This is a genomic window from Reyranella sp. (genome assembly GCF_030651995.1).
Lineage (GTDB): Bacteria > Pseudomonadota > Alphaproteobacteria > Reyranellales > Reyranellaceae > Reyranella.
The window spans coordinates 1-24289 of record NZ_JAUSBN010000087.1; the positions used below are offsets into that span (position 1 = coordinate 1).

Annotated in this window: 25 protein-coding genes; 13 read left to right on the forward strand and 12 right to left on the reverse strand. The window is 67.2% G+C overall.

All coding sequences use genetic code 11. The annotated features are described in order from the left end of the window. Positions 1–156 precede the first annotated feature (156 nt). A complete protein-coding gene (locus Q7V45_RS26080) occupies positions 157–858 on the reverse strand; it encodes a dienelactone hydrolase family protein (RefSeq protein WP_304857330.1) in 702 nt (233 codons plus the stop codon). A gap of 116 nt (positions 859–974) precedes the next feature. On the opposite strand from Q7V45_RS26080, the gene Q7V45_RS26085 reads away from it, so the two are divergent. Beyond that, positions 975–2180 carry a CaiB/BaiF CoA-transferase family protein gene (locus tag Q7V45_RS26085; protein ID WP_304857331.1) on the forward strand — a complete coding sequence of 402 codons (1206 nt, stop codon included), beginning with the start codon at positions 975–977 and terminating at the stop codon, positions 2178–2180. 11 nt (positions 2181–2191) lie between these two features. Continuing rightward, positions 2192–3046 carry an SDR family oxidoreductase gene (locus Q7V45_RS26090; RefSeq protein ID WP_304857332.1) on the forward strand — a complete coding sequence of 285 codons (855 nt, stop codon included), beginning with the start codon at positions 2192–2194 and terminating at the stop codon, positions 3044–3046. Here the strand turns inward: Q7V45_RS26090 and Q7V45_RS26095 are convergent, their stop codons facing one another. Further along, a complete protein-coding gene (locus Q7V45_RS26095) occupies positions 3047–4147 on the reverse strand; it encodes an AI-2E family transporter (protein WP_304857334.1) in 1101 nt (366 codons plus the stop codon). It lies immediately after the preceding gene. A 204-nt stretch (positions 4148–4351) separates the two neighbouring features. On the opposite strand from Q7V45_RS26095, the gene Q7V45_RS26100 reads away from it, so the two are divergent. After that, positions 4352–5947, forward strand: a complete 1596-nt coding sequence (locus Q7V45_RS26100; RefSeq protein ID WP_304857335.1) for a GMC family oxidoreductase — start codon at positions 4352–4354, stop codon at positions 5945–5947. Between the two features lie 110 nt (positions 5948–6057). Here Q7V45_RS26100 and Q7V45_RS26105 read toward each other — a convergent pair whose 3' ends face one another. From Q7V45_RS26105 to Q7V45_RS26120, 4 genes are read right to left on the reverse strand one after another with little or no spacing between them, the layout of a single operon-like run. Further along, positions 6058–6459, reverse strand: a complete 402-nt coding sequence (locus Q7V45_RS26105) for a hotdog fold thioesterase (RefSeq protein WP_304857337.1) — start codon at positions 6457–6459, stop codon at positions 6058–6060. Further along, positions 6456–7961, reverse strand: a complete 1506-nt coding sequence (locus Q7V45_RS26110; RefSeq protein ID WP_304857338.1) for an indolepyruvate oxidoreductase subunit beta family protein — start codon at positions 7959–7961, stop codon at positions 6456–6458. Before Q7V45_RS26110 ends, Q7V45_RS26105 begins: the two co-directional genes overlap by 4 nt. Next, positions 7954–10110, reverse strand: coding sequence for an indolepyruvate ferredoxin oxidoreductase subunit alpha (locus Q7V45_RS26115; RefSeq protein WP_304857339.1), 2157 nt, complete (start codon positions 10108–10110; stop codon positions 7954–7956). The genes Q7V45_RS26110 and Q7V45_RS26115 overlap by 8 nt, the downstream gene beginning before the upstream one ends. Before the next feature lie 20 nt (positions 10111–10130). Then, on the reverse strand, positions 10131–10730 hold the full coding sequence (locus Q7V45_RS26120; protein ID WP_304857340.1) for a tRNA-uridine aminocarboxypropyltransferase: 600 nt from the start codon (positions 10728–10730) through the stop codon (positions 10131–10133). Positions 10731–10764: 34 nt separating this feature from the next. Between Q7V45_RS26120 and Q7V45_RS26125 the strand changes: the two genes are divergently transcribed. The 3 genes from Q7V45_RS26125 to Q7V45_RS26135 are packed head-to-tail and all read left to right on the forward strand — an operon-like array spanning position 10765 to position 12847. Beyond that, entirely contained in the window at positions 10765–11556 is a 792-nt protein-coding gene (locus Q7V45_RS26125; protein WP_304857342.1) for a hypothetical protein, read from the forward strand. An 18-nt stretch (positions 11557–11574) separates the two neighbouring features. After that, complete coding sequence (locus Q7V45_RS26130) at positions 11575–11796, forward strand: biotin/lipoyl-binding carrier protein (protein WP_304857344.1); 222 nt, start codon at positions 11575–11577, stop codon at positions 11794–11796. After that, positions 11789–12847, forward strand: a complete 1059-nt coding sequence (locus tag Q7V45_RS26135; protein WP_304857346.1) for a YeiH family protein — start codon at positions 11789–11791, stop codon at positions 12845–12847. Before Q7V45_RS26130 ends, Q7V45_RS26135 begins: the two co-directional genes overlap by 8 nt. On the opposite strand, the gene Q7V45_RS26140 is transcribed toward Q7V45_RS26135, so the two are convergent. Continuing rightward, complete coding sequence (locus Q7V45_RS26140; RefSeq protein WP_304857348.1) at positions 12844–13827, reverse strand: tripartite tricarboxylate transporter substrate binding protein; 984 nt, start codon at positions 13825–13827, stop codon at positions 12844–12846. The genes Q7V45_RS26135 and Q7V45_RS26140 overlap by 4 nt on opposite strands. 61 nt (positions 13828–13888) lie before the next feature. Between Q7V45_RS26140 and Q7V45_RS26145 the strand changes: the two genes are divergently transcribed. Beyond that, positions 13889–14383 carry a GNAT family N-acetyltransferase gene (locus Q7V45_RS26145; protein WP_304857350.1) on the forward strand — a complete coding sequence of 165 codons (495 nt, stop codon included), beginning with the start codon at positions 13889–13891 and terminating at the stop codon, positions 14381–14383. After that, positions 14380–14832: a MaoC family dehydratase gene (locus Q7V45_RS26150; RefSeq protein WP_304857352.1), complete on the forward strand. Its 453-nt coding sequence runs from the start codon at positions 14380–14382 to the stop codon at positions 14830–14832. The genes Q7V45_RS26145 and Q7V45_RS26150 overlap by 4 nt, the downstream gene beginning before the upstream one ends. Here Q7V45_RS26150 and Q7V45_RS26155 read toward each other — a convergent pair. From Q7V45_RS26155 to Q7V45_RS26165, 3 genes are read right to left on the reverse strand one after another with little or no spacing between them, the layout of a single operon-like run. Beyond that, positions 14829–15458: a CoA pyrophosphatase gene (locus Q7V45_RS26155; protein ID WP_304857354.1), complete on the reverse strand. Its 630-nt coding sequence runs from the start codon at positions 15456–15458 to the stop codon at positions 14829–14831. The two genes, Q7V45_RS26150 and Q7V45_RS26155, sit on opposite strands and share 4 nt — an antisense overlap. Next, positions 15455–16075 carry a class I SAM-dependent methyltransferase gene (locus tag Q7V45_RS26160; RefSeq protein WP_304857356.1) on the reverse strand — a complete coding sequence of 207 codons (621 nt, stop codon included), beginning with the start codon at positions 16073–16075 and terminating at the stop codon, positions 15455–15457. Before Q7V45_RS26160 ends, Q7V45_RS26155 begins: the two co-directional genes overlap by 4 nt. Positions 16076–16128: 53 nt before the next feature. Beyond that, positions 16129–18906 carry a glycosyltransferase gene (locus tag Q7V45_RS26165; protein WP_304857358.1) on the reverse strand — a complete coding sequence of 926 codons (2778 nt, stop codon included), beginning with the start codon at positions 18904–18906 and terminating at the stop codon, positions 16129–16131. Positions 18907–19250: 344 nt separating this feature from the next. Here Q7V45_RS26165 and Q7V45_RS26170 point away from each other — a divergent pair, with 344 nt between their 5' ends. The 3 genes from Q7V45_RS26170 to Q7V45_RS26180 are packed head-to-tail and all read left to right on the forward strand — an operon-like array spanning position 19251 to position 21522. Continuing rightward, the gene (locus tag Q7V45_RS26170) at positions 19251–20219 is read left to right on the forward strand and encodes an alpha/beta fold hydrolase (RefSeq protein WP_304857360.1); all 969 of its coding nucleotides are present in this window, start codon (positions 19251–19253) and stop codon (positions 20217–20219) included. A gap of 1 nt (position 20220) precedes the next feature. Continuing rightward, positions 20221–20958, forward strand: coding sequence for a sulfite exporter TauE/SafE family protein (locus tag Q7V45_RS26175; RefSeq protein ID WP_304857362.1), 738 nt, complete (start codon positions 20221–20223; stop codon positions 20956–20958). Between the two features lie 9 nt (positions 20959–20967). Further along, a complete protein-coding gene (locus Q7V45_RS26180) occupies positions 20968–21522 on the forward strand; it encodes a tyrosine phosphatase family protein (protein WP_304857365.1) in 555 nt (184 codons plus the stop codon). 133 nt (positions 21523–21655) lie between these two features. Here Q7V45_RS26180 and Q7V45_RS26185 read toward each other — a convergent pair whose 3' ends face one another. Beyond that, complete coding sequence (locus Q7V45_RS26185; protein ID WP_304857366.1) at positions 21656–22456, reverse strand: SDR family NAD(P)-dependent oxidoreductase; 801 nt, start codon at positions 22454–22456, stop codon at positions 21656–21658. Between the two features lie 82 nt (positions 22457–22538). On the opposite strand from Q7V45_RS26185, the gene Q7V45_RS26190 reads away from it, so the two are divergent. Beyond that, the gene (locus Q7V45_RS26190) at positions 22539–23303 is read left to right on the forward strand and encodes an SDR family NAD(P)-dependent oxidoreductase (protein ID WP_304857368.1); all 765 of its coding nucleotides are present in this window, start codon (positions 22539–22541) and stop codon (positions 23301–23303) included. Positions 23304–23310: 7 nt separating this feature from the next. Continuing rightward, positions 23311–23799, forward strand: coding sequence for a hypothetical protein (locus Q7V45_RS26195; protein WP_304857370.1), 489 nt, complete (start codon positions 23311–23313; stop codon positions 23797–23799). 137 nt (positions 23800–23936) lie between these two features. Here Q7V45_RS26195 and Q7V45_RS26200 read toward each other — a convergent pair whose 3' ends face one another. Then, positions 23937–24236, reverse strand: coding sequence for a hypothetical protein (locus Q7V45_RS26200; RefSeq protein ID WP_304857372.1), 300 nt, complete (start codon positions 24234–24236; stop codon positions 23937–23939). Between the last annotated feature and the right edge of the window lie 53 nt (positions 24237–24289).

Sequence of the window (24289 nt, forward strand, 5' to 3'; positions counted from 1 at the left end):
ATGCCTGACAACCGCGCAATTTTGATTCTCGCGATCCACGTGTGACGAACGAAATGGAATCGCGAGAAGGCGGCCAAGATTCGAAAGCATCTCAAAAGTTCAGCATCCCCATGCCCTGCTCAAAGATTCACAAGCTCTCAGGGTGAGGTGGTGCGCTTAACTCAAGTGCCGGCGGAAGAGTGCCAGCATGCGTTCGTAATGCTTCTCGCGAGCGGCTTCGTGCAGGTTGCCGCGGTCGGAGAAGGCGTAGCCGTGATTTGTGCCCGCCTCGGTCTCGACCCGCGAGGGGAACGGCGCGGAGGCCAGGAGCCGCTCGAACTTCGCGACGTCTGACAACGGCACGTAGGTGTCGTGCTCGGCGAAGGCGTAGTAACCCTCGGCGGCGATGTCGCCCAGCATCAGATGCGGCGAGTCCGGCTTGTCGGTGATCAGGCGCGTTCCGTAATAGGACGCGAAGCAGCCGATCCGGTCGGGATGCGCCGCCGCTGCCGCCGTGACGAAGGCGCCGCTCATGCAGTAGCCGACCAGGCCGACCTTGCCGGGCTTCGCGTCGGACAGTGCGGGCAGCGTGTCCAGCACCGCACCCGTGTCGGACGCGACCTTTGCGTTGGAGAGCGTCTCCATCAGGCCGAACATGCGCTTCAGGTTGGCCTCGCCATCGGGATGGTTTCGGGTCGGCCCGCAGACGAATTCGCGCGTGCTGCGATAGTAGAGATTGGGCAACAGCACGTAGTAGCCGGACTGCGAAATCCGGCGGCAGATCTCCCGCAGTCCCTCGCGCACGCCCGGCGCATCCATCAGCATGATGACGACCGGCAGCGGCCCGCCATCGTCGGGCCGCACGGTGTAGGTGTTCATGGCGCCATCTTGCGTGGCGATATCCAGCTCGCGTTCGATCATGCCCGGACGGTACCGGGCCTCAGGCCCATGGTCTATAACCGCGCCTCCTGTCTGAATTCGAGGAGTGGAACGAGATGGCGGTGGCAAGCGGGGGCGCGCTCGAGGGCCTGAAAGTGATCGACCTGTCGCGTGTGCTGGGCGGTCCCTATTGCGGCCAGATGCTGGCCGACCACGGCGCCGACGTGATCAAGATCGAGCCGCCGCAGGGCGACGAAACCCGCACCTGGGGCCCTCCGTTCGACGCCGAGGGCATCTCGGCCTATTTCGCCGGCATCAACCGCAACAAGCGCACGATCGCGCTGGACCTCTCCAGGCCCGAGGGCCGCGAGGTGCTGCTGAAGCTGCTCGAGACGGCCGACGTGCTGATCGACAACTTCAAGACCGGCACGATGGAGAAGTGGGGCATCGGCTATCACGACGTGCTGGCCGCGAAGTTCCCGCGGCTGGTCCATGCCCGCGTCTCGGGCTTCGGCGCCGACGGGCCGCTGGGCGGCTTCCCGGGCTACGACGCCATGGTGCAGGCCTCGGCCGGCCTGGTCTCCGTCAACGGCTCGCCCGAGGGCGGCCAGGTCCGCATCGGCGTGCCGGTGGTGGACCTCTCGACCGGCATGAACGCCACGATCGGCATCATGATGGCGCTCTACGAACGCAACCACTCGGGCAAGGGCCAGTTCGTCGACGCGACGCTCTACGACAGCGCCATCGCGCTGCACCAGCCGCATGCACCGAACTATTTCATGGCCGGCCTCAAGCCCAAGCTCGTCGGCAACAGCCATGCGAGCCTGGTGCCCTATTCCAACTTCCCGACGAAGACCCGCAACATCGTGGTCGGCGCCGGCAATGACGGGCAGTTCCGCAAGCTGACGAAGATGCTGGGCAAGCCGGAACTGGCCGACGATCCGCGCTTCAAGACCAATAAAGAGCGCGTCGCCCATCGCGCCGAGCTGGAGGCCGAGCTGCGCGCCTTGCTGAAGGACCGCGATGCCAATGAGTTCTCGCAGGAGCTGATGCGGGGCGGCGTGCCGTCAGCCGCCGTTCTGGAAGTCTCCGACGTGATGGAGGCGCCGCACACCAGGCATCGCGGCATGGTGTGGGAGAAGGATGGCTGGCGGAACGTCGGCAATCCCGTGAAACTCTCCCGCACCCCGCCCAAGGTGCGCACCAAGCCCAAGAAGTTCGGCACCGACACCCGAGCCGTGCTTCAGGAAGCCGGCTACTCGGCCGCCGAGATCGACGCGCTCGTCGCCTCCGGCATCGCCCTGACCGAGATCAAGAAGTAGGAGAAAGACCGATGTTCCAACCCGACCTGCTGAAGGGCAAGCGCATCCTCGTGACCGGCGGCGGGACCGGCCTCGGCCGCTCGATGGCGCACCGCTATCTCGAGCTCGGCGCCAACGTGATCATCTGCGGCCGCCGCGAGGACGTGCTGAATGAGACCGCCGCAGAACTCGGCAAGGAGACCGGCGGCGAGATCGAGACGGTGGGCTGCGACGTGCGCATCCCCGACGCCGTCGAGGCGATGATGGACAAGATCTGGGAGAAGCGCCCGCTCGACATCCTGGTCAACAACGCCGCCGGCCAGATCCTCGCCCAGACCCACAAGATGTCGTCACGGGCGATCGACGCCGTGCTGGGCATCGTGCTGCACGGCTCGGCCTACTGCACCGTCGCGGCCGGCCGCCGCTGGATCGATGCCGGCGAACGCAACAAGGTCGTGATGTCGATCCTCACGGTCTCGTCGCTGACCGGCGCGCCCTTCACCGTTCCCTCGGCGATGGCCAAGGCGGGCGTGCTGGCGATGACCAAGAGCCTGGCCGTCGAATGGGGTCCCAAGGGCATCCGTACCTGCGCGATCGTGCCCGGCCCCTTCCCGACCGAGGGCGCCTGGAGCCGCCTGATGCCCAAGGAGCGCGGCGGCCAGGACGAGATGATCAAGGCGATTCCGATGCGTCGTACCGGCGAACATATCGAGCTGGCCAACCTCGCCGCCTTCCTCGTGAGCGACGGCGCGGCCTACATCAACGGCGATGCCATCGTCATCGACGGCGGCAAGATGCTGCAGTCGGGCGGCGGCGGCGCCAACACCTCGGCGATGCTCGACTGGACCGACGAGCAGTGGGACGCGCTCCGGCCGAAGAAGAAGTAGTCAGGGCGCGGGGGCCGGAACGTCGGATGGCTCGACCTTCCGGCCCGCCGCGATCCAGGCGACCAGCAGGTCGTAGAAGACCGACAGCACCACCGGGCCGACGAACAGGCCGATGAGGCCGCCCGCCAACGTGCCGCAGATGACGCCCGCCACGATCACCGCCATGGGCGTCGGCAGGCCGCGCGCCATCAGGATGGGCCGCAGCACATTGTCGAGCAGCAGCAACGGCAGCGTATAGGCAGTGAACAGGCCGGCATGCAGGGCCGGCAGATACATCCACGTCCAGATGATCACCGGGATCATGATGATGTTGGGCCCGACCTGCACGATCGCCAGCACGAGGCAGACGAAGGTGATGGCGCCGGCGAAGGGAATGCCCGCCACCAGCATGCCGATTGCCAGCAGCACCGACTGCAGGAGGGCGATGCCGATGACGCCCTGCGACACGTTGCGGATGGTCGAGCCCGCGATCTCCAGGAAATGCCGGCCGCGCGTCTCGGCCACCCGCGCCGCGAGGGCGCGCAGCGTTCCCGTCAACTCGTCGGAATAGGCCAGCAGGACTCCTGCCACGACGATGGCGCCGGCGAACTGCAGGACCCCGAGGAAGACGCCCGCCGCGATGCCGCCCATCCAGCGACCGACCGAGGCCAGCTGCCCGACATGGGCCGTCACGATGGCTCGCGCATCGTTGGAGGCAGTCAGCCAGAAGTCGTAGACCCGCGCACCGACCATCGGCCAGTCCTTCACCGATTCGGGCGGCGGCGGCACGACATGCTCGCCGCGCAGCAGCATCCGCGCATAGTCGTCGAGGCTTCCCACGGCGGACGCCGCGAGGAGGACGACAGGCGTCAGCAGCAGCACAAGCAGCAGGATCGAGAACAGCGCGGCCGCGACCCCATCCCGCAGATGCAGGCGGCGCCGGGCGATGTCGAACAAGGGATAGACGGCGACCGACAGAATGATGGCCCACATCATGAGCGCCGCCACCGGCCGCAGCAGGAGAAGACTCACGTAGATGACGGTGGCGATCAGCCCGAGGCGGACTGCAACATCGATCGTGAATCGCGTGATATCGGCCCTGCCCTTTTCCGTCTCGATCATCGCCGTCTCCGCCTCACCGTGGTGGTGGACGCTTATCGCATGGCGGCCGGCCCGTATACCGCAGGTACGCCGCGATGACCGGCCGGGATCGCCCGCCCGGCAGGGCATGACGTTTCCCACATGCCGAGGCGAGATTGCCCCTGTCATCCGCCTGGCAGTGCGCTACGGTTGCATGACAGCGAGTGCGCGGGGAGAGCAGCGGACATGGCCGAGTACGACTACATCATCGTTGGCGCGGGTTCGGCGGGCGGGGCTCTGGCGGCACGCCTCACGGAAGTGCCGACCAACAAGGTGCTCCTGCTGGAGGCCGGCGCGGCCAGCCATCCCTACTCCCGCATGCCGCTGTCCTTCGGCCTGCTGATCGACAACCCGGCCGCCAACTGGCTCTACCAGTCCGAGCCCGAACCGGGAACGGCCAACCGTGTCATCCCGGTGCCGCGCGGAAAAGTGCTGGGCGGTTCGAGTTCCATCAACGGGCTGGTCTGGGTGCGCGGCCAGCCCCTCGACTTCGACACTTGGGCGCAGATGGGCTGCCGCGGCTGGAGCTGGCGCGACGTGGCGCCGCTCTTCACCCGCATGGAGAATTTCGTCGACGGCGACGGCTCGAACGGCCGCGGCACCGACGGGCCACTCAAGGTCTCGACCGTGCCCGACCAGAACCCGCTCTACGACGCGCTGTTCGAGGCGTCCAAGGCTGCCGGCTTCAAGACCAATCCCGACTACAACAGCGAAGACCAGGAAGGCGTCGTGAAGACGCAGACCTCGATCTACAAGGGCCGGCGCATGAGCGTGGCGCACTGCTATATCGAGCCGGCGATGAAGCGTCCGAACCTGCACGTCGTCACCAACGCCCATACGCTGCGCGTCCTGCTCGAAGGCAAGCGCTGCATCGGCGTTGAGTACGAGAAGGACGGAAAGACCGTACAGGCCAAGGCTAAGGAGACGATCCTGTCAGCCGGCGGCGTCGCCAGCCCGCAGATCCTCGAACTCTCCGGCATCGGCCAGCCGGAGCTGCTGAAGAAGCACGGCATCGAGGTGAAGCACGAGCTGCGCGCGGTCGGCGAGAACTTCCGCGACCACATCAACGCCCGCATCATCTGGCGCCTGAAGGTCGCCCACGTCTCCTACAACCACATGGCGCGCGGCATCGGTGCGGTGACGCAGATGATGAAGTACCTCGCCACCGGCGGCGGCTTCATGAGCCTGCCCTCGGCGCCGCTGCTCGGCTTCCTGAAGACGCGGCCGGAGCTCGAGACGCCGGACGTGCAGATGCATCTCGTGCCCTACTCGATCAAGGACCCGAAGACCCGCAAGCTGCAGGACTTCCCGTCGATGACGATCGCCTGCTACCAGCTCCGGCCCGAGAGCCTTGGCTCGATCCACATCCGCTCGGCCGATCCCAAGGCGCATCCGGCCATCCGCTTCAACTTCCTGGCCGACAGGATCGACCAGGATGCGATGACTGCCGGCTTCCGCATGATGCGGCGCATCGTCGATGCCAAGCCGATGGATCCCTACCGCGACGAGGAATACTCGCCGGGCCCGTCGGTGCAGTCCGACGAGGAGATACTCACCTGGATCCGCAACAACTCTCAGACCGCCTATCATCCGATCGGCACCTGCCGCATGGGCCCCGAGGGTCCGAACACCGTGGTCGACGACAAGCTGCGCGTGCACGGCATCGCAGGCCTACGCGTCGCCGACGCCTCGATCTTCCCCACCATGCCTTCGGGCAACACCAACGCGCCCTCGATCATGGTCGGCGAGAAAATGGCAGATATTCTTAAGGGCGCTGCCTGAGCAAGCTCTGTCGTCCTGAGCGCCAGCGAAGGACCTTGCGGAGCGACCAGCGGACTTCGTTGCGGGCGCGAGATCCTTCGCTGGCGCTCAGGATGACAAGAGCGGCGGGGCTAGACCACCACCGGCTTGCCGCTGATCAGGGCGGTGCCTGTCATGGCGGCGACCAGCTTGCCGTCACCGCGCACGACGTCGATGCGATAATTCGAGGCCTTGCTGGAGCGCGAGATCTCGACCGCCGTGGCGGTCAGCACGTCGCCCAGGCGGACGGCGACGCTGTAGACGATGTGCGCGTCGATGCTGCCTGAGACGACGCCCTGCGAGTTGCAGGCATAGCCGAAGGCCGCATCGGCCAGGGTGAAGGTGAGGCCGCCATGGCCGACGCCGTTGAAGTTGAGATGACGCTCCTCGATCGTGACGCGCGTCACGGCGCGCCCGAGCGAGGCCTCGACGAACGCGATGCCGAGACCGCGGGTGAACGCATCCCGACTCGCCAAGGCCAAGACGTCGATCATTCCGCGGCCTGCCGCAGCGGCGGCGTCGCGGTCGCGATGGCGGCCAGCGTCGTCGAGAGCGATTGCCCCTCAGGATCGGCCAGCGCTGCCACGCGGGCATTCGCAACGGCGTCGGCCGCGGCGCGCGGTGTCATGCGGCCCGCCAGGGCCGGCGCGATCACCTCGTCGGCGATACGCCGATAGTTGCCGAGCCCGCGCTTGTGGGTGTCGCCATAGCCCTTGATGAGGCGGGCCGATTCCGTGATCTCGCGCGCGAGGTCGAGCCCCAGCGGCGCGGCGTCGCGGATCTGTCCGAGCCAGCGCTCGATCTCGGCCTGCTCCTCCACATAACGGGAGGTGCGCGGCCGCCACCAGCGCAGGCCGGCGACGAGCCGCAGCCGTGCAAACCCAAGGATCGTCGTCGTGCGCACGTGCATCGAGAAGTAGGTCTTGCCGAGGCGGCCGGTCCGCTGGCCCCAGGCGAGCAGGCGCCTGGCCAGCGGCGGCGGCAGGACCGCGGCGATCTCCTCGATCCCCGGCTTGAAATGCTCGGTGATCTCCAGCGGCTCCTGCTCCTTGGCGCGGACTTCGGCCCGCACGCGCGCCATGCGATCGGCCGCGGTCTTGGCCAGGGCGACGCGGATCACGTCCTCGAACGACATGCGCACGGCGAGATGGCGCGCCACCTCGCGCAGCAGTTCGGCCGAGCCCAACGCCTGGATCGTGTCGAGCCGGTCGAGGTAGAGCGCGGCGTAGCGGCGGTCCTGGTAGGCGGTCAGGCGGCGGATGCCCTCCTCGACGACATCGAGGCTGGCCGCCGGGTAAGCCCGGCGGGCGCGCTCGATCAGGTCCTCGGCGCCCTGCACGGCCGTCTGCCGCTTGCGATGCTCGCGCACCGCCTGGTCCAATTCGCCACGCGCATGGCCGCGACCGAAGGCAAAGGCTGCGAGGTTGGTGTCGACCGACTTGCCCGCGTGCCGGATCGCGGCCTCGAAGGCGCTGTCGGGAATGGGCACCCTGCCGGATCCTGCCAGCGCCCCCAGCAGCACCGCGTTGAGAACGCCGCCGGATTCCTCGGCCGCCTGGTCCATGTCGAACAGGATCTGCTCGCGGCTGCGCTCCTTCACGGCGCGCAGCAGCCGCCCGACGTCGAAGCTTCCGTCCCCCATTGCCATGCGCTCGCCGATCGCCAGAACGCGATGCGTGGAGGCGATCAGGGTCGTGCGGTCGGGCGTCACGAAGCCGTTGAAGATCATGCGGCCGGCTTCCAGCAGCTCGGTCGCCAAGGCGACATCGACCTCGCCTATCGCGGGATTGAGGGCCAGTACCGACGAAGGCGCGGCGCCGACCGGCATCACCTCGACATAGTAGGTCGTGGCGCCGGTGCGCTGCGCAACGCCCGGGATCTGCGTCGCCTGAACGCCAAGCCCACGACTCTGCGCCGCCGACACGATCCAGTCGCAGAGCACGCCCCCGCCATCGCCGCCCAGCGCGCCGATCAGGAGGGTGATGTGCTTAGGCACCGGCCATCGCTCCGATCACCTTCGACCGGACCTTCCACTTCAGCCGGTCCCACCAGGTCGCGTTCTGGACGATGTCCGCCCTGTAGAAGGACGGGCAGAGCACGGCGGCGTCCGCCACCTCGCCACACAGGCCGCAGCCGACGCAGCCATTGTTGACGCTGGCCACCGGATCGCTGCGGAGCGGATCGGGATTGGGCTTCACCACCAGCGAGGGACAGCCGGAAAGCCGGATGCAGGAATGGTCGCCGGTGCAGACTTCGTCGTCGACACCGTAGCGTGTCCGCACGACGCGCTCGCCGCGCTTCAGCTGGGCGGCGATCTGGGGACGGATGCGGCGCTGGCGGGCGAGCTGGCATTCGCCATCGGCCACGATGACCTTGAGGCCCTTGTGCTCGGTGCTCATCGCTTCGCGCAGCGTCTTGAGCATGGTGCCGACATTGTAGGTGCGGATGGTGCGCAGCCAGCCGACGCCCATTGCCTTCAGGGTCGCGGCGATGTCCGAGGTCGTTTGGCCGTCGCGGCGATTGCCCGACGTGTTGGGAATGAACTGTGCCCCGGTCGCCGAGGTGTAGCCGTTCTGCATGATGACCAGCACGCGGTCGCCGCGATTGAACATCGACGAGGCGACGCCGCTCAGCAGCCCGTTGTGCCAGAAGCCGCCATCGCCCATCACCGAGATCGTGCGCTTCTGCATCACCGGCGCGACCGCACCGGCAGCCGCGAGCGACATGCCGAACCCCAGGATGGAGTTGCCGAGATTGAACGGCGCCAGGGTCGCGAAGGAATGGCAGCCGATGTCGCTCGAGATGTGGACCTTGCCGACTTCGCGTTCGAGCAGCTTGATGGCCGAGAAGACCGGCCGTTCGGGACAGCCGACGCAGAAGCCCGGCGGCCGCAGCGGCAGCGGCCCGCCCAGCAGGCGCTGCGCCTCCGCGCGGCCGGCACGGGCGGCCTCGAAGCGCTCGCGCGGGCCGCTCAGGTCGATGTCGTTGGCCGACTGGGCGAAGAACTTCAGCAGGCCCTCGGTCACCACTTCAGCGGTGTACTCGCCGGCCATCGGCAGCACGTCCTTGCCGTAGATCTTGGTGTCGATGTCGCGCTTGCGCAGCAGGACGTGAACGGCCTGCTCGATATAGTCGGGCGCCCCCTCCTCGACGACCAGCACGGCGCGCTTGCCTCTGCAGAAGTCGGCGATCTGGTCCGGCGCCAGCGGATGCGTGACGTTGAGGACCAGGGTCGGAATCCTGCCCCCGACCTCCAGCCGGTCGAGGCCACGCACCAGCACGTTGGTGATGCCGCCCTGCACGATGATGCCGAGATCGGACCGCTCGCCCGGCAGGTGCTCGTTCAGCCCATGCTCGACAATGAAACGCTCGGCGGCGGGCTGGCGGACTTCGACCTTGATCTTCTCATGCGCATAGGTCGACGGCGGATGCGAGATGCGGTCGTAATTGTGCGCGGCCGGCTCGGCCAGACGATGGTTGCGCGAGATGGCGGGCGGCACATTGTCCTTGGCCACGAACTCGCCGGTGACGTGGCAGGCGCGGATGCGCAACTCCATCATCACCGGCGTGTTTGTCGCCTCCGAAAGCTCGAACGCCTTTTCCGTGCAGCGCACGATGGTCGGCAACGACGGCCGCGGGTCCATCAGCCAGACCGAGGATTTCAGCGCATAGGCCTGGGTGCGTTCCTGGATGACCGACGCGCCCTCGCCGTAATCCTCGCCGACCACGATCAGCGCGCCGCCGATCACGCCCGGCGAGGCGAGATTGGAGAGCGCATCGGCTGCGACGTTGGTGCCGACGATCGACTTCCAGGTGACGCAGCCGCGCATCGGATAGTTGATCGAGGCGCCGAGCAGCGCCGCGGCGGACGATTCGTTGGTACAGGTCTCGAGATGAACCCCGAGTTCATCCAGCAGGTCCTGCGATTCGACCAGCACGTCGACCAGATGCGAGACCGGCGCACCCTGGTAGCCGCCGACATAGGCGACGCCGGATTGCAGGATCGCCTTGGTGACGGCCAGGATGCCCTCGCCCCGGAAGAGCTCCCCGTCACCCAGCCGCAGCGCGCGGACTTCCTCGGTGAAGGAGCGTTCCGGGTTGGTCCGCTGGGAAACGGGAAGTTGGGCCGCCGGCTGGTCGAGCATGGCGCAAAGTATAGGGGTGGCTAACGCCGGACGCGACGATCCCGTTTGGAATCGCGAACACCCTCGCGCCGCGCCTTCGCCAGCAGGGCGCGAAACGGCACGAGGAGTCTCTCCCGCACTGCAGCATCGCCTTCGAGGACCTGCAGCGCCAGCGCCACCGCTTCCAGGGTCGAGACGGCATCGGGGCGTGCTTCGCGCCGCAGGTCGCCGTAGAGCGACGGCCCATCCGGCACCACGACGAAGCGGCGCAGCTTGGTCAGCCACGCATTGCGCCACCACAGCGCCTTGGCCTGCGCCCAGTTGCCATCGAGCGCGATCAGCCCCTTGAGGCCTGCGCGCGCCGTTTCCTGGTCGGCCAGCGGCTGGCCCTTGCCATCGATGGCGACCAGCGGCGCCGCCTGTCCCTTCGTCTGGGTCGAGCCGAGATAGAGGACACCCCAGTCGCGTGGCTCGGCCGGCGCGCCCAAGGCGTGGGTGAGATTGCGCCACGACAGGCCCACAACCACCTTGGCGTTGGCCAGCGAACCGGCCAGCAGGCCCGCCGTGCCCAGCACGCGGTCCTGCTCCTGCGGGTGCTGCAGGACGAGAATCGTGACCTTGTTGTCCACCGGCTGAGTCATGGCCGACGTATAGCCTCCCCGCTAGGGTTACGCGATGTCCGTAGCCATCCTCGTGTTCGATAGCGTGACCAAGCTGCCGCCCGAAGCGGACGGTGCGGTCGTCATCGGCGGCAGCCACGCCGCCGTCTATGCCGCCTACATGTCGGCAAAGTTCGGCTGCCGCGCCGCGATCCACCATGATGCCGGCATCGGCAAGGACGAGGCCGGGGTCGGCGGCCTGGCCTATGCCGACAAGCTCGGCATGGCGATGGCGGCCGTGGCGACGGCAAGCGCCCGCATCGGCGATGGCGCCGACCTGCAGGCCCGCGGCATCATCAGCCGGGCCAATCGGCTCGCCACGGCCTGCGGCGTGGTGGCGGGCATGCCGGCCCGCGAGGCAGCCGAACGGCTGAAGCAGGCGCCCTGGCCGCACGCGATGCCGCACGCCAAGGGCGAAAGCCGTCATGAGATCGACGGCGCCATCTGCGCCGATTCGGCCACGCTGCTTGTCCCCGAAGATCGCGGTCGCATCATCGCGACCGGCAGCCACGGCGCATTCAACTCCTACAAGGCGACGGCGCCGTTTCGGCCGCTGCTGCTGATGTTCAACGACGCGGGTTTCGGCGCCGATCGCGGCGGCGTGCTGGCCCTGCCCGAACTCGACAAGGAGGGCATCGCCGCCATCGCAGTCGCTGCGCAGTCGGCACGCATCGGAGATGGCCGATCGACTTTGCAGGACGGAACGATTTCCGAGGTCAACACCACCGCATACCGGCTTGGCGCGAGGGTGGGAGGCTCCGCGCTTGCACTCGCGCGCACGCTGGCCGAAAAGTCAGGACAAAGCTGAACGGGAGATACCTGGGGCATGGCCGTCGTCAACGTGAAGTCCGAAATCGCCGGCAATGTGTGGAAGATCCAGGTCAAGGCAGGGGATCGGATCGAGGCTGAGGGCGAGATCATGATCCTCGAATCGATGAAGATGGAAATCCCCGTCCTGTCGCCCAAGGCGGGCATCATCAAGGAACTCAAGGTCAGCGAAGGCGAGGCCATCGGCGAAGGCCAGCTCGTCGCCGTGCTGGATGCGTAACAGCGCCGTTGCTGCCGACCTCGCCAAGCTCTGGGCTCCCGACAATCTCCGCCGCTCGGCACCGGGCATCGCCCTGTGCGCCGTCATCGCGGCCGTGGCCTACTACGCCGACACGAGGAGTCTGCTGCGTTTCGGCGCGGTCTGGGTGCCGCCGCTGATCCTGACTCTGGTCATCGGCATGGCGCTGCAGCCGCTGTCGGCCAGGCCCGTGCTGAAGCCCGGCCTCGAATTCGCCGGCCGCACGCTCCTGCGAAGCGGCGTCGCCCTGCTGGGCGCGCGTCTCACCCTCGGCAATCTCGTCGAGGGTGGCGCGCTGCCGATCGTCGTGGCCGTCGCTGCGGTCGGATGCACCATCGTGTTCGGCGCCTGGGCGGCGCGCCTGTTCGGCCTCAGCCGGAATTTCGGCCTGCTGACCGGCTGCGCCACTGGTGTCTGCGGCGCGGCGGCCGCATTGGCCGCGTCGGCCGTGCTGCCGAAGCACGAGAATTCGGACCGCGACCTCGCCTTCACCGTGATGGGCGTCAACTTCCTCAGCACGGTGGTGATGGTGATCTACCCCACCCTGCGCGAGGTCCTGGGCTTCTCGCTGTTCGAGATGGGCGTGTTCCTGGGCGGCGCAATCCACGACGTGGCGCAGGTCGCGGGCGCCGGCCAGACGATGGGCCAGCAGGTGCTGAGCGACGCGGTCGTTACCAAGCTGCTGAGGGTGGCGGCCCTGCTGCCCGCGATCGCCGGCATCGCCTGGTGGGTGGCGAAGAGCGGCGGCCCGCAGAGTTCGGCGCGACCGGCGCCGCCGGTCTTCCTGTTCGGCTTCCTGGCGCTCGCCGCGCTGAACTCGCTCGGCGTCATTCCCGCTGCCGTGCGGGACGCCGTCGGCCAGATCTCCGCCTTCCTCATCATCACCGCCATCGCGGCGCTGGGCATGAAGACGTCGCTTCTGGCGCTGGTGCGCATCGGCATGGCCCCGGTGATGCTGCTGATCACCGAGACGATCTTCGTCGGCCTGCTGGTCGTCGGCCTGATCTACGGCTTGCGAGCCGCGGGACTTTAGCTCCCCGGCTTGGTGCCGGTCGCCTTCACCACCGCGCCCCAGGTGTCGATCTCGTTCTTGATGAACTCGGCGAACTGGATGGGCGTGCCCGGTGCCGGCAGGGCGGCGCGCTGCTCGATCAGCTTGATTACGGCATCGTCGTTCAGCAGCGCCTGCATGTCCCGGCTGACCTTCGCCACGATTTCCAGTGGCGTGCGCGCCGGCGCCGCGAGGCCAGACCAGCCGGCCGCGTTGAAGCCCGGGATCGTCGCGGCGATCAGCGGGATCTTGTCGAGCGGCGGCGGCGCGGGACGCGACGTCGTGACGGCGAGCGCCTTGATGCGACCGTCCTTGATGTGATTCAGCGCTGACGCGGTGCTGTCCATCATCAGCTTGACGTGCCCCCCGAGCAGGTCGGCCATCGCCGGCCCGCTGCCCTTGTAGGGAATGTGCACGATGTCGACCCCTGCCTTCAGCTTGAACAGCTCCATGCTGAGATGCTGCGAGGTGCCGGGACCCGCCGAGGCGTAGGAAAGCTTGCCCGGCTCCTTCTTGGCGAGCGCGATCAGCTCCGCCAGCGTGTTCACCGGCAGGCTCGGATGCGCCACGATGACCAGCGGCACCAGGAAGATGTTGGAGATCGGCAGGAAGTCGGTCAGCGGCTTGTAGGGCAGATCGGGGTACAGGCTGGGATTGACGCCGAACGTGCCGCTCGACACGACCATCAGCGTGTAGCCGTCCGGCGCTGCCATCTTGCCGTACTCGGTGGCCGGGATACCGCTGCCGCCGGCCTTGTTCTCGACGATGACCTGCTGCTTCCACTTCTCGGACAGCTTTTCGGCCATCAGGCGCGCGAAAATATCGGCGGCCTGGCCGGGCGGGAACGGCACGACGAAGCGCACGGGCTTGTTGGGCCACGCGGATTGCGCGGTGGCCGGTGCGGCAAGCGTTGCGCCGGCCGCGCCAGCGAGCGCCATGACATGGCGACGCGTCGGATTCATTTCTGGAACCTCCCAGTTCGTTTCGGGTGACAGGGTAGCACATGCCCCGGAAAATGACCGCATGACACGCACGATCCATATCGCTCCGCCCCGCGAACCGTCGGATTTCGACGCCATCGCCGAACTGGTCCGGGAATATGCTGGATCGCTCGGCTTCTCCCTCGAATATCAGGACTTCGAGGCGGAACTCGGCGACCTCCGCGCAAAGTATGGCCCACCCGGCGGGGCCCTGTTGCTCGCGCGGGTCGACGGCGACCCGGCCGGCACCGTGGCGCTTCGGCAACTGGAGACGGGCATCGGCGAGATGAAGCGGCTCTATGTCAGGCCGGGCTTTCGCCGGGAGCGCACCGAGGCCGGCGTTTCGATCGGGCGGGAGCTCGCCTTTCGCATCGTCGAGGCGGCGCGCGCCTGCGGTCATCGACGTCTCAGGCTGGACACAATCGGCCCCCAAATGGAGGCGGCGATCAAGCTCTATCGGACGATGGGCTTCACCGAGATCGCGCCCTACTACCCCAGTCCGGTGCCCGGCACCGTCTACATGGAGCTGGTCCTTTGACCGATCGCTTCTTCGAGGATTTCAAGGTCGGCGACCGCTTCATGAGCGGCGGCATGACGATCACCGAGGCCGCCATCATCGACTTCGCCCGCCAGTGGGATCCACAGCCCTTTCACACCGATCCCGACTTCGCCTCGAAGTGGACCTTCGGTGGCCTGATCGCCTCCGGGCTCCACACGATGGCGGCGACGCTGCGCCTGTGGCTCGATCTCGGCATCTTCCGCGCCTGCAGCCTGGGCTCTCCCGGGATCGGCGAGGTCCAGTTTCCCCGTCCCGTCCGGCCAGGCGATACGTTGCGCGTGGTGTCCGACATCGTCCAGCTGCGGCCCTCGGCCTCCAGGCCCGACCGCGGCATTGCCCGGCTGCGCCAGGTCACGATCAACCAGCGCGGCGAACAGGTCATGGAACAGGAGACGACGGTCTTCCTGAAGCGCCGCCCCGCGGCCTAACGCCAGGCGAAGACCGGCTGTTCGTAGTGGTCGACCCGCGTGTCGCGGCCGGCCAGCGCCACTTCGCGGAACTGGAACAGCACCGCCGCCGTCGGCGCGTTCACCGTCGCCACCGGCAAAGGCAGGCGGATGATCGGACGGTCTGATTCCTCGATCGCCACAATCTCCGGCGAACCGTCGCGGAAGAGCTCCCCGCAGCCGATGCGGTAGGCGCCTGCCACTTCTGAAGGGTTGGGCATCAGCGTCACGCCCGGCGCCCAGACCACCACCGGCGCGATCAGGTAGCCCGACCGGGTCGGATAGTCATCGAGTGTGCCCAGGATATCGTCGGTGGAAGCCAGCACGCCCAATTCCTCGTGCAGTTCGCGCAGAGCGGTCTGCTCGATCGTCTCGCCGGGATCGACCCGCCCGCCCGGCAGGGCCCACTGGCCGCCGTGGGCCCGCAGTCTCGGGGTACGCTTGGTCAGCAGGAAGGCAGCCTCGCCGGGCTCGTCGCCTTCGGCGATGACGATCGCCACGGCGGCTCGCTTGAGACCGCCGGCATCGACGCGACGGCGCAGGTCGAAGCGCCCAAGATGCTCCGTGACCCGGGCGCGCAGGGCCTCATCCAAGCGAATCGGGTTCACGGGCCGGGGGGTCTCCGGAATGTCCAGACGACGGCGGGGGGCATGTTCCGCCAGATGCGCGGCCCCCGCGTGCCGACGAGCCGCAGCGCCTGGGAAAGGCTGCGCGGCACCGGCTGCGCTGGACCGTAAGTGAACTGAACCAGCGCCCCGCCGCGCGGCAGGGCGTCGAACACGCCCTCCACGATACCGCGCACGACGTCTGCGGGAAGCGACAGCAGCGGCAGGCTCGACACCACCGCCGACACCGAGCCGATCCCCTGCTCCGAAAGGATCCTGGTCAGTCGGGCGGCATCGCCCTCGACGATCCGGGGGCCGGAGAAGTGCCGCCGCAGGAACGAAGCGAGTTCGGGATCGCGCTCGACCAGCGCAAGCCGGTCGGCGGGAATGCCTGCCGCCAGGAGCGCCTTGGTGACCTCGCCCGTCCCCGCGCCCAGCTCGATCACGTGGCCCTCGCGGCCCTTCATCTCCGTGAAGGTCGTCCGCGCCATGGCCTCGGCCAGCAGCCGGCCGCTCGGCACGACCGCCCCCACCGCAAACGGCCGGCGCAGCCAGCGTTTCAGGAAAAGGGCAGTGCCGGCACGCGAGCCGAGGTCGTCACGATTCTCGATCGGGGGCATGGCGGAACGCTAACAGACGCCTTTCCAAGTCGACAGGAAAAAGCAGCCGCTCCCTATTGCGCGGGTTGCATGGCCGGGTCCGTCGCAGGCGCCGGAGCCGGCGCCTCGAACACCGGCTCGGCATGCCGCATCTGCTCCACGGCGTTGACCATGGAGACGTACACGGCGGCCACGTAGGGCAGCGACTGTACGATCATGAAGAGCGACCACAGGCGGGCCTCGGGGTCGACGACACCGTTGCCGAACCACAAAACCGCTGCCGCGATCCACAGCAGCACGGCCAGGATCGCCTCGCCGCGCGCCATGCCGAGCGCCATGCCCAAGGTAGCCCTCTCGTCCATCTTGGGCGTGCGCATGAACGGCAGGCGGCTGGTCGCCAGCCCGTAGATCACCGCCCGGCCCACCGTGTAGGTCAGCGCCAGCCCTGCCAGGGAGGCGCCGATGCTCTGGCGGAAGGTGCAGCGCACGCGGTCGAAATACAGGCCGAACGAATAGAGCAGCTTGAAGACGAAGATGCCGATGGTCGGGGCGATGAACTCGGCCGGCGGCAGGCCGACCGGCTTCATGCCGAACATCGGCGGCACCACGACCGCCAGCACCCAGGCCAGCCCCGCCCAGGTGAAGATCAGGTTCAGCGCATCGGCGAACCAGGGCATCCACCCGGCAACGAAATGGTATTTCTGCCAGAAGGTCAGCTTGGTATCGCCGAAGAACATCTTGCCGGCATGCGCCTTCATGATCTGCATGGCGCCGTAGGCCCAGCGGAAGCGCTGCTTCTTGTAGCCCGAGAAATGATCCGGGGTCAGGCCGTGGCCGAAGCGCTCGCGGCTGTACATGGCGCCATAGCCGTTCTCCATCAGGCGCAGGCCGAGCTCGGTGTCCTCGGTGATGCACCAGGTCGCCCAGCCCCCCATCTCCTCCATGCAGGATCGGCGCACCAGGGTCATCGTGCCGTGCTGGATGATGGCGTCGTACTCGTTGCGCAGGCACATGCCGATGTCGAAGAAGCCGGCATACTCCCAGTTCAGCATCTCCTTGAACCGGTCGCCACGCCAGTCGCGGTGGTCCTGCGGCGCCTGAACGTAGCCTATCTTGGCGTCGTCAAAATATGGCACCAGCGCCTTCAACCAGTTCGGCCGCACCATGTAGTCGCTGTCTATGACGCCGATCACCTTGGCGTCGGGCGCGGTCTGGCTGAGCACGAAGTTGAGCGCGCCGGCCTTGAAGCCCTTCATGACGTCGAAATGGAAGAACTTGAAGCGCTCGCCGAGCTGGGCGCAGTAATCCTGCACCGGGCGCCACACCGCGGGATCCTTGGTGTTGTTGTCGATGACGATGACTTCGAAATTCGGGTAGTCGAGCCCGGCCAGCGAATCGAGCGTCTGCATGACCATCGACGGCGGCTCGTTGCAGATCGCGAGATGCAGCGAGACTTTCGGCCAGTCGCGGTCAGCCGGCTGGCGGGCGATCATCTCGGCGGCGGGCAGCGCCTCGCGCGTCCAGCGGCCACGCCAGATCGTCTCGGCCATCTCCAGGGCCTGCACCAGCGCCATGCCGAGGCTGGCCACCAGGAAGAAGGCCAGCACGCCCCAGCCCACCATCTCGGAGGCGACCATGTAGGTGCCGGCGGCAACGAAGGCACCATAGGCCACGGCACTCGCCGACAGCGCCACGAGGGCGCAGAAGCCGACCTGCCCCGCCATGCCGAGGCGCGGCCATCGCCACAGGAAGAGCAGCATCAGCGGCAGCGATGCCGCCAGCGACCAGGCTGCGCAGGAGAGCCACTGCGGGAAGGTCTCGATCGAACCGGTCCAGGCGAATTTCTGCTGCCGGTCGGCGTTCCAGAGGCCCCAGTAGCCGCCTGCCTTGCCCTCGAGGTCGTAGGACTTCCACGGCTGGTCGACGGCCTCGACGACGAACGTGTCGATATTCTGCGAGCGCAGCCACGCCACCATGTCGCGCACGTTCCGGGCCTGCTCGGCCGGCGTCGCATGCTTCACAATGCCTGAACCAGGGCTGCGGCGCGAGGCGCCGTTCGACGGCCAGCCGACCTCGGTGACGATGATGTTCTTGTTCGGGTAGAGTTTCCGCAGCAGCCCGATCTTCTCCTTTACATACTCGAGCGGCGTCGAACTCGACTGCTCGTCCCAGTAGGGCAGAATGTGGACGGCGAGGTAATCGACCTCCCGCGCGAGGTCGGGATAGCGTTCCCAGATGTGCCAGGGCTCGGCGGTGCTGACCGGTACCTTCACGTTGCGCTTGACGTTGCGGATCTCGCGGATGAGCTGCGCGGGGCTGATCGCGTGCGGATCACGCAGGTTCTTCTCGCCGTCGAAGCGGAGGATGTTTTCGTTGCCGACCAGCACGCGCTCGATGCTGGGGTTCTGGTTGGCCATGCGGATCAGTGCGCCGGTTTCCTCGGCATTGACCTCGCTCGCCTCGCGGCCGAACTGCAGCTTGGCTTCGTTGCGGCTGTAGATCCAGGCGCCCGGTACCAGCTTGAGGCCGTACTTGGCGGCCAGGGCGGGCATTGAGTCGCCCCCATCCGTGGTGCGATAGGTGCGCACGTAGTTGACCTTGCCGCCAAGCATCGCGAAGTCGCGCTCGATCTGATCCTTGCGCGGCTTGATCTGAGGCACGGGCGCGTCGTTCACCGCGGTGCGCAGGAAGCTCCATACGCCGCTCGCCTTGCCGGCCAGCGGATCCTGGTCCTTGGCCCACGGGGCATAGGTGACGCCATGAAGGGGCCCCGCTACGTCGGCCGCCGTCACGCGACTGTCCAGCAGACGCCAGCCGACCAGGGTCGCCGCGACCACAATCAAAAGAACCAAGCCCCGACGCATCATAGAGGGACGATCGCTCCGGCAAATCCGCCGATGGTGAACGCTCGCTTCGGGATCGCGGTCGCATGTCTCCTGCGGACGACAATCGTCGACGCAAGGACCGTGCCCGGATCGACTCTTGCAGCGAGCCGACTACCACGCAGTGCGGCGGACCTCTTCGAGGTTTCCTTGCGCCCGATTTCCTCGGCTGCGACCCTTCGCAGCCGGTAAGGCGACGCCGTGTTCTATAGCCTGCGGCTCCGGGTACGGTAAAGAGACCCAAAGCGATGATGGCTAAAATGCCCAATTGTCGCTGGCCTTGTCGCCTGTCCTTCGTCAAAACGCCACAAACGATGACCGATCAGGCCTCCGCCGCAGCGCCCGCTGCCGTTCCTCCCTCTCTTCGCGCAACCTATCGCGCGGCAGATCGTTTCGGCTTCCTCGAACGCGCGGGCGCGCGCCTCCGTTACGCGTGGTGGAATGCCCTGGGCACCCCCCGCGGCACCGTCGTCATCCTGACGGGGCGCGGCGAATTCATCGAGAAGTACGCCACCGAGGTGGTGGGTGAACTGCTGGAGCGCGGCTTTGCGGTCGCCGCCGTCGACTGGCGCGGCCAGGGCCTTTCCGACAGGCCGCTCCCGGATCGCGGCAAGGGTCATATCGACACTTTCTCGACCTACATGGCCGACCTCCGGCTGTTCCTGGAAACCGTCGTTTCGCCCGAAGCGCCTCGCCCGGTGCTCGCCCTCTGCCATTCGATGGGCAGCCACATCATGATGCGGGAGATGGCCGAGAACGGGAGCGGTCCCTTCTCCGCCGCCCTGTTCGTGGCCCCCATGACCGTGCTCCGGCGCGAGGCGATGCTGCGGTCGGTCCTGATGATCATGCCGGAGGTCCCCGCCGTCGAGGATCGGTACCTGTTCGGGACCGGTCCCTTCGTCCTGCTGGCCCGGGAATTCGCGTCGAACTTCGTGACCCATGACGAGCGCCGCTATCGCTTCACCGAGGACTGGTTCACGGCCGATCCGCGTCTCACGCTGGGCGGTCCGACGATCGGCTGGTCGCGGCAGGCCGTCCGGTCGATGGCCGCGGTCCACGCCCCCGGCTATCTCGAGCGCATCGACATTCCGCTCCTCGTCATCACCGCCGGCGAGGACCGGCTGATCGACTCGCGGTCCCATGCCCCGCTGGTGGCGCGCCTGAAGCACGGCGAGCACTTCACCATCGGCCATGCGCGCCACGAGATCATGATGGAGACCGACGAGATCCGGGCCCTTTTCTGGGAGGCGTTCGACCGGCTGGTGAAGGGAGTGCTGAGCTGACATGACCGAGATCCAGATGCTGGTAATCGCCGGCGCCTTCCTGGTGGCCGGCGTTGCCAAGGGCGCCATCGGCATCGGCCTGCCGCCGATCGCCGTCGGCCTTATGACCCTCGCGCTGCCTCTCGAAGACGCGCTGGCGATGATGACCATCCCGACGCTGGCCACGAACGTCTGGCAGGCCGGCTACGGCCCCGGCCTCGGCCGCCAGATCCGGCGCTTCTGGAGCTTGGCGGCGACGGCTATGGTCACGCTCGTGATCGTAGCCGCGACGCTCGGCGAGCTAGGCTCCGCCAAGGCCACGTCGATCCTGGGCCTGCTGCTCGTGGCCTATTCCCTGCTGGCGCTGGTGGCCTGGCGGCCGCACGTGCCGCGCCATGCCGAGCGCTGGGCCAATCCGCTGGCCGGCGTGGCGACCGGCTTCATGACGGGCATCACCGGCATCGCGGCTGTCCCCTTCCTGCCTTACATGCAATCGCTCGAAATCCAGAAGGACGATCTCGTGCAGGCGCTAGGCCTGCTGTTCATCGTGATCACGGCCGCCCTCACCCTGGCGCTGTTCCGTCAAGGCGCGTTCGACGCCGCCAACGTCATTGGTGGCTGTGCCGCCATCGTGCCGACCTCGATCGGCGTCTGGCTCGGCCAGAAGTCGCGCAATGCCCTGTCGCCGGAAATGTTCCGCCGGGTTTTCCTGGTCGGGCTGCTGGCCCTCGGGCTGCACATGGCGCGTGGCTTGTTGTAGGGTCGGGCCATGTCACTCCCTCCCTTCAAGGTCACGATCTGCGGCATTCCCGAACTGCCGCAGCACTGCGCGGTCGGCGTAAGCCACGTCCTGTCGATCATCGACACCCACGAACCGCGCCCGCCCGCGCTCGACACCTACGCGAGCATCGAACACGAGTTGATCCGTTTCGACGACGTGGTGGCGGAGTATCCCGGCTTCGAGGCCTGCACGCAGGCCCACATCGAGAAGGTCCTGGCCTTCGGCGAGCGCGTCCATGCGCGGCCCGACGGGCATGTGCTGGTCCACTGCCACGCCGGCATTTCCCGCTCGACCGCCGCCGCCGCCATCCTGATGACGCAGTTCGCGCCGGGAACCGAGGAACAGGCCTTCCTGAAGCTGCTGGAACTGCGCAAGCATGGCTGGCCCAACACCCGCATGGTCGAGTTCGCCGATACACTGCTGAAGCGCGACGGCGCCATGCTGCGCGGCCTGGTCGCCTACCGGAAGGCCCTCCTCGAAGTGAAGCCGCACCTCAAGGACGTGGTCCGCAACATCGGTCGCGGCCACGAGATTCCGACTTAGCTGTCGTCCTGAGCGAGGCGAAGGACCTCACATAGCGGCCAGCAGACTTTCCTGCGGACGTGAGATCCTTCGCTAGCGCTCCAGGGCGGGGGTTACCCCGCCCGCGATGACAAGATAGAGCGCTGCGTCTGGTTTACCGCGCCTTCATCGGAAGGCTCGCCAGATGCACGCCGGCGTCGACGATCAGGAACTCGCCGGTGATGTTGCTGGCGCTGGTCAGGAAGAACATCACGGCCTCGGCCATCTGCTCGGGCGTGCCGGCCTGGCGCAGCGGCGTGTTCTGCTCCTGCCCCATCTTCATCTTGTTGTAGTTCTCCTCGCCCATGCCGCCCAGCAGCCAGCGCGTCTGGATGAAGCCCGGACAGACCGTGTTGACCCGCACCGCCGGCGACAGCCAGCGCGCGAGCGTGAGGGTCAGGGTGTTGAGCGCGCCCTTGGAGCAGGCATAGGGGATCGAGCTGCCGACCCCCATGACGCCCGCGATCGAGGAGATGTTGACGATCGAGCCGCGATCCTGCTGGGTCTCCCACTGCTTCTTCATCACCGGATAGACGGCGCGGCTCATCATGTAGGGGCCGGTAACGTTCACCCGCAGGATGCGGTCGAAATCCTCCGGCGTGACGCCGTCGAGGTCACCCTGGTTCTGGAACTTGGTGGTGCCGGCATTGTTGACCAGGCCGTCGATGCGGCCCCACTGCTTCATCGTCTCGTCGGCGAGCCTTTTGCAGTCGGCGTCCTGGCCCATGTCAGCCTGGACCAGGATCGCCTCGACGCCCTTGGCCTTCACCGACTCGTAGGTCTCATCCGCCTCTTTCTTGCTCTTGGTGTAGTTGATCGCGACGTTCCAGCCGCGCTCGGCCAGGTCGAGGGCGCAGGAGGCGCCCAGTCCGGTCGCCGACCCCGTCACGATCGCCACCTTGTTCGATTTCGCCATGTCGTTTCTCCCGATATCTCGCGGCACCTTTCATAGGCTAGGATCGGCCCCCAAGGCAAAGAAACGCATGGCAGGCGGGGACATGGCCGATCTGTTTTCGATGAAGAATCGCGTGGTGCTGCTCACCGGCGCCTCGCGCGGGCTGGGTCGCGACATGGCGCTGGCCCTGGCCGGCGCCGGCGCCACCGTGCTCTGCGCCGGCCGCACGGTGAAAGAGCTCGATCAGACGGCCCGCGCCATCGTCCGCAAGGGTGGCAACGCCCATGCGGTCCCGCTCGACATCACCGACGAGGCCGACGTCGTGGCCAAGGTCGGCGCCATCATCTCCCGGCACCGCCGCATCGACGCGCTGGTGAACAATGCCGGGATCATTCATCGCGAGAACATCGTCGACACCGCGACGCCGGATTTCCGCAAGGTGATCGAAACCAACCTGATCTCGCAGTTCGTCGTGTCCCGCGAGGTCGGTCGCCACATGCTGGCGCGCAAGTACGGAAGGATCGTCAACATATCCTCGGTCCTGGGAGTCGTGGGCCGGGCATCGGTCGCGGGCTATGTCTCCGCAAAGCACGGGCTCATCGGGCTCACCAAGAACCTGGCGGCTGAACTCGGGCCGCACGTCACGGCCAACGCGATCGCGCCGGGCTATATCCGGACCGAACTCAACGTGCCGCTGCAGCAGAACAAGGATTTCAACGCGATGCTGGAAAGCCGCACCGCCGTTGCGCGTTGGGGCAAGCCAGAGGATCTGCGGGGTCCACTCCTGCTGCTGGCTTCGGATGCCGGCAGCTACATTACCGGCCACACGCTGGTGATCGACGGCGGCCTCTCCCCGATCCTTTCCTGAGCCGACGATGACCGGTATTCCGCGCTGGGCGATGCTCCTGCTGGCGGCCGCGCTGGTTCTGTACGGGATCGCAGCCTCGCAGGGCTGGCTGCGCGACCCGTCTCTGGCCAAGGCCGACTATGTCGGCACGATCGACGTTTCGGTCGACGATGCAAAGCTCTACCGGACCGTTCCCTTCGAATGGCAGGTGAACAGCACCGCCGGCAGCTTCAAGGGCAACGACATCGCCCATGTGCGCATCGATCCGTCGGGCGAGCGCACGGTACTCTGCGGCTGGGTCCCGCTCGACAAGGGCGGTGCCTCGCTGCGCGCCACTCGCTGGCTGAGCGAAGCGCGTCTCACGGTAGGCGACATCAAGGTCACCGCCCTGTTCATCGCCCCGGTCGACAGGAAGCCCGGAGACGGACTCAACGCCGGCTGCCTGCGGCTCGACGAGGGCATCAGGCCCGCCGCCGACGCGGCCCTACGGCTCGAAGGCCCGCCGGTTCGCGAATAGACCGGCTCCCGCCGCGACGTGAAGTGGAACGCTCGATCGCGTCCTCGGAGGACTTCATTGGCGGCATCGTTGAGAATGCCGCGGACAAGGGCTACTGAAACACCCGCATGGGGCAATCTTGCGTCTCTCGAACGGCGTCAGGCCGCCTCCCCCCTCAGCTGGGCCAGTCCCCGCTTCATCAGGGCCTTGGTGTAGCGTTCGCGGCCGATGTCGGGCGGAACCGCCTTCTTGTCCGGCGGCGTCGTGAATATGGCGGTCAGTTCCTTCAGTTCCGCCTCGGCGAGCTTGAAATTGCCGCGCTTCATGTAGCCCAGGGCGCGGAAGAGGCACTCCTCCTCCTTCCAGTTGGGCTCGCGGTTCCAGTCGTCGAGCTGATGCAGCGCCGCCGCGAAACGGGCCAGTATCGTCGCCTTGAATTGGGAAGTTACACGATACATGACATCCGCCCGTTCCTGTTGTCTGACGCGATGGTGCGCGCGCGGCGCCCTTG